This is a genomic window from Moorena sp. SIO2C4 (genome assembly GCF_010672485.1).
GTDB classification, from domain to species: Bacteria; Cyanobacteriota; Cyanobacteriia; order Cyanobacteriales; family Coleofasciculaceae; genus Moorena; species Moorena producens.
Genome location: NZ_JAAHGN010000777.1, coordinates 1 through 3,680 on the forward strand (window position 1 = coordinate 1; position 3,680 = coordinate 3,680).

Annotated in this window: 2 protein-coding genes; both read right to left on the bottom strand. The window is 39.3% G+C overall.

Going from position 1 to position 3,680, the window contains the following annotated elements; genetic code table 11:
* Positions 1–238 precede the first annotated feature (238 nt).
* Positions 239–988 (bottom strand): filamentous hemagglutinin N-terminal domain-containing protein, encoded by a 750-nt coding sequence (locus tag F6K20_RS28870; protein ID WP_287296974.1) that lies wholly within the window; start codon positions 986–988, stop codon positions 239–241.
* Between the two features lie 1,587 nt (positions 989–2,575).
* Positions 2,576–3,680: right-handed parallel beta-helix repeat-containing protein (locus F6K20_RS28875; protein ID WP_287296975.1), on the bottom strand; the 1,105-nt coding region annotated here is incomplete at its 5' end.

Here is a 3,680-nt window from a genome sequence, read left to right on the forward strand (position 1 = left end):
GCCCCGACCCACCGGAACAATACAATGAGTTCTATTTTTTAGGCACGTAAGTGGCTGACTTGCCCAGCATTTAAGGCCGTAGGCCACGCTACGCGAACGGCTTTGTTTATCAGTACATATATTATAGCAATTTTATAATACCCTGTGCAAAATTCATCCCACACCTATGCTACGCATTAGGTGTGGGGCTTCTTTTGCCGGACAGCTAAAGTTTTTTTTTAAATACTATGATGTCAAATCATATCATGTCCAGGGTAAGCGCAAGAAAAAATTGCCCATAATGTGCATTGGCTGGATATCGGTTGATCGTGGCTCGAAGATTAGTCGATATCTTACTATCTTCGATAACCTCAACATCACCACCGAGTAACAACAGGTTATCAACCGCCAGCTTCTCCAACTTAGCTTGACTGGTAATATTACCGGGAATTTGATTAAAGAAAAACACATTAGGATTAACGGTCAACAATGGGGAAGGAGGCTCTGGATTAGAGGCACTAAACACTCCTTGATTTCCAAAGCCAATCCCATCAGCAGTAGTGCCCACAAATGAACCCGATACATCCAGCTTGGCATTATTACCAAAGAAAATCCCATTGGGATTAATCAAGAACAAATTTGCTCCACCATCGACACCCAAGGTGCCAAAAATATTAGAGGGATTCGCACCAGTTACCCGAGACAGAATATTTTCAATGCCAGCTGGATTAGCAAAATAAACCCTTTGCCCATCTCCGACATTAAACTCTAGGAAACTGTGGAACAAATTGATATCCCGGATTGATCCTCCTTTAATTAGATCAACAATTTCTCCATTTACCTGACCCGAGCTTTGGTGAAACAAAGACCTTTCGGCTGCTGGTAAAGTAGTATCAGGAGTAATCTGAGCATTAGCTGGCTTTACTGAAAATGCGTACGCTCCACTAATGGCTAAGCATAGCGCTAAACCTAACTGAGTGTTATAATTTTTCCAGACATATAATGCCATTGCTTAGATTTCTCCTGATCCTGGGTAGAGTGTTTTTACTGCACTTAAGGTTAATCAATGTCTTGCCATCAATTAACCTAATTTTGATTAATCTAATTTTGATTAACCTACTGACAACTGATCAGTCGGATTGATAATGGCTTGAGGCTGTTATTTTCTGTCGAAAGAATAATTTCGGCTATTATACACTTATAGGTGGCAGCTCTTGATGTAAAGTTTTGTTAAATTAGGTTAATTATGTTAAATTAGGTTAACCAGTGCGACAGGTAATGCTTATCCGAAGAAGCGACTGATAAATAACATCCAATCACATCCAAAATTGCTGCAATTTCCAACAGCGAATCAATTGGGCTGAAACTCATAAAACTAGCGCTATAGTTATCCCCCGCCTAATCTGAGTAATTTTTATTAGCGCTATAGTTTAGGAATAGGATGCTAATAGCTAGCATCGCACGCTTATCGAAAATTGCTGAAATTTCCAACAGTGAATGAATTCGACTGAAGTTAATTAAGCTAGCGCTATCGTTCCGAAATTGCTGAAATTTGCGACAGTCAAGATTATCGAAAATTGCTAGAATTTACGATAGTAAAGGGTTTTCACCCTTTGTTGATTAAGCTAGCGCGTTCGCGTAGCGTCGGGCTTTGCCCGAATCACTATTATCCCAAATTGCTGGAATTTCCAACAGTCAACATTATCCAAAATTGTTGTAATTTCCGGCAGTCAAGGATTTTCATCGAAGTTGCTGTTGCTAGCACTATCGTGATTAGCCAAAATTGCTGAAATGTCCAACAGTAAAGGATTTTCACCCTTTGTTGATTAACCTAGCGCGTTCGCGTAGCGTCGGGCTTTGCCCGAATCGCTATTATCCCAAATTGCTGGAATTTCCAACAGTCAACATTATCCAAAATGGCTGAAATGTCCAACAGTAAAGGATTTTCACCCTTTGCTGATTAACCTAGCGCGTTCGCGTAGCGTCGGGCTTTGCCCGAATCGCTATTATCCCAAATTGCTGGAATTTCCAACAGTCAACATTATCCAAAATTGCTGAAATGTCCAATAGTAAAGGATTTTCACCCTTTGCTGATTAACCTAGCGCGTTCGCGTAGCGTCGGGCTTTGCCCGAATCGCTATTATCCAAAATTGTTGTAATTTTTGATAACTATCGCGCGTTGCTCAAGCTAACGCTATTGTGATTATCCCAAATTGCTGTAATTTCTGACAGTAAAGGATTTTCACGGCTTTGTTGCTGTTGCTAGTGCGATTGAAATGCAGTCACGCCACGCGATCGCGATCATCCCAAATTGTTAAAATTTACGATAGCAAACTAATTGGGCTAAAGCCTTAACTAGCGCTATAGTTATCCACAGCTTAAGCTTGCCAATGTGAATGATAGCGCGATCAACACAGCTGAAGGCGTACGCACGATCATCAAAAATTGCTGAAATATCCGACAGTCAACGAATTGGACTGAAAAAGTTATCCGAATTTACCTCATGTCATTAACCTATGCTTATTGATAATTACCCAGTCTTTAAAACTGATTATACCTCAAAATTTAGGACATAGTTGAGGGAAAAATAATTTAATTAAGGCAATCTATTAATCTGATACTTAGATATTAACTTAGATTGCTTAAAAAGTGGCTTAAAAAGCCTCCTTTGCCAGAGCCAACCCGTTACCAATGAAGCTAAACAGCTATAAATATTAAAACTTAGCAAAAAAGTTAATCCTAAATTTGCGCCTAATGCTAGGGTGAGATATATTATTTCGATACTATCAAGTTTATTAAACCTATTTTTACGCAGTTTGTAAAATACAAATCCAATCACAGCTAAGGCTACAGCTATAGTGGGAGTGATTACCAAATCCCCAGCTATAGCTACAGGTAAGGCAATAGAAAGACTTAGTATACCAGCAATTCCTAAATAGAATGGTCTATTACTCCTAAGAATACAGCGACGAAACAATGGATTACATCCTTCTTCAATTTGAATTCCTGGAAAAGGATGGTTTTCAATTCGACAACGACGGAAAGTAGGATTACTATTATTATTAATTTCCACTCCTAGACTAGTATTGCCATAGATGTCGCAGTCTTCTAGGGTTCCTAATCCATTGTCTGTAATCCCAATTCCGAAACTTTTACCATCATAAATACGGCAGCGACGGAGCGTGGTATTGCTACCTGTATCAATAGACACTCCTGAATAAGTATTGCCATAGATGTCGCAGTCTTCTAGGGTTCCTAATCCATTGTCTGTAATCCAAATTCCGTTTTGTTTATCATCATAAATACGACAGCGACGGAGCGTGGGATTGCTATCTTTATTGATATACACTCCTGAATAAGTATTACCATAGATGTCGCAGTCTTCTAGGATTCCTAATCCATTGTCTGTAATCCAAATTCCGAAACTTTTACCATCATAAATACGACAGTTACGGATAGTGGGATTGCTAGCTTCAGAGATAACCACTCCTAGACTATTATTGCCATAGATGTCGCAGTCCTCTATAGTTCCTAATCCATTGTTTCTAATCCCAATTCCGAAACTTTTACCATCATAAATACGACAGCAACGGATAGTGGGATTGCTAGCTTCATTGATATACACTCCTGTATCAGTATTGCCATAGATGTCGCAGTCTTCTAGGGTTCCTAATCCATTGTCTTGAATCCAAATTCCGTAA

What these genes read in the sequence shown, in the direction of transcription:
- F6K20_RS28870 (WP_287296974.1), bottom strand. Translation starts at nt 988, where the DNA reads ATGGCATTATATGTCTGGAAAAATTATAACACTCAGTTAGGTTTAGCG.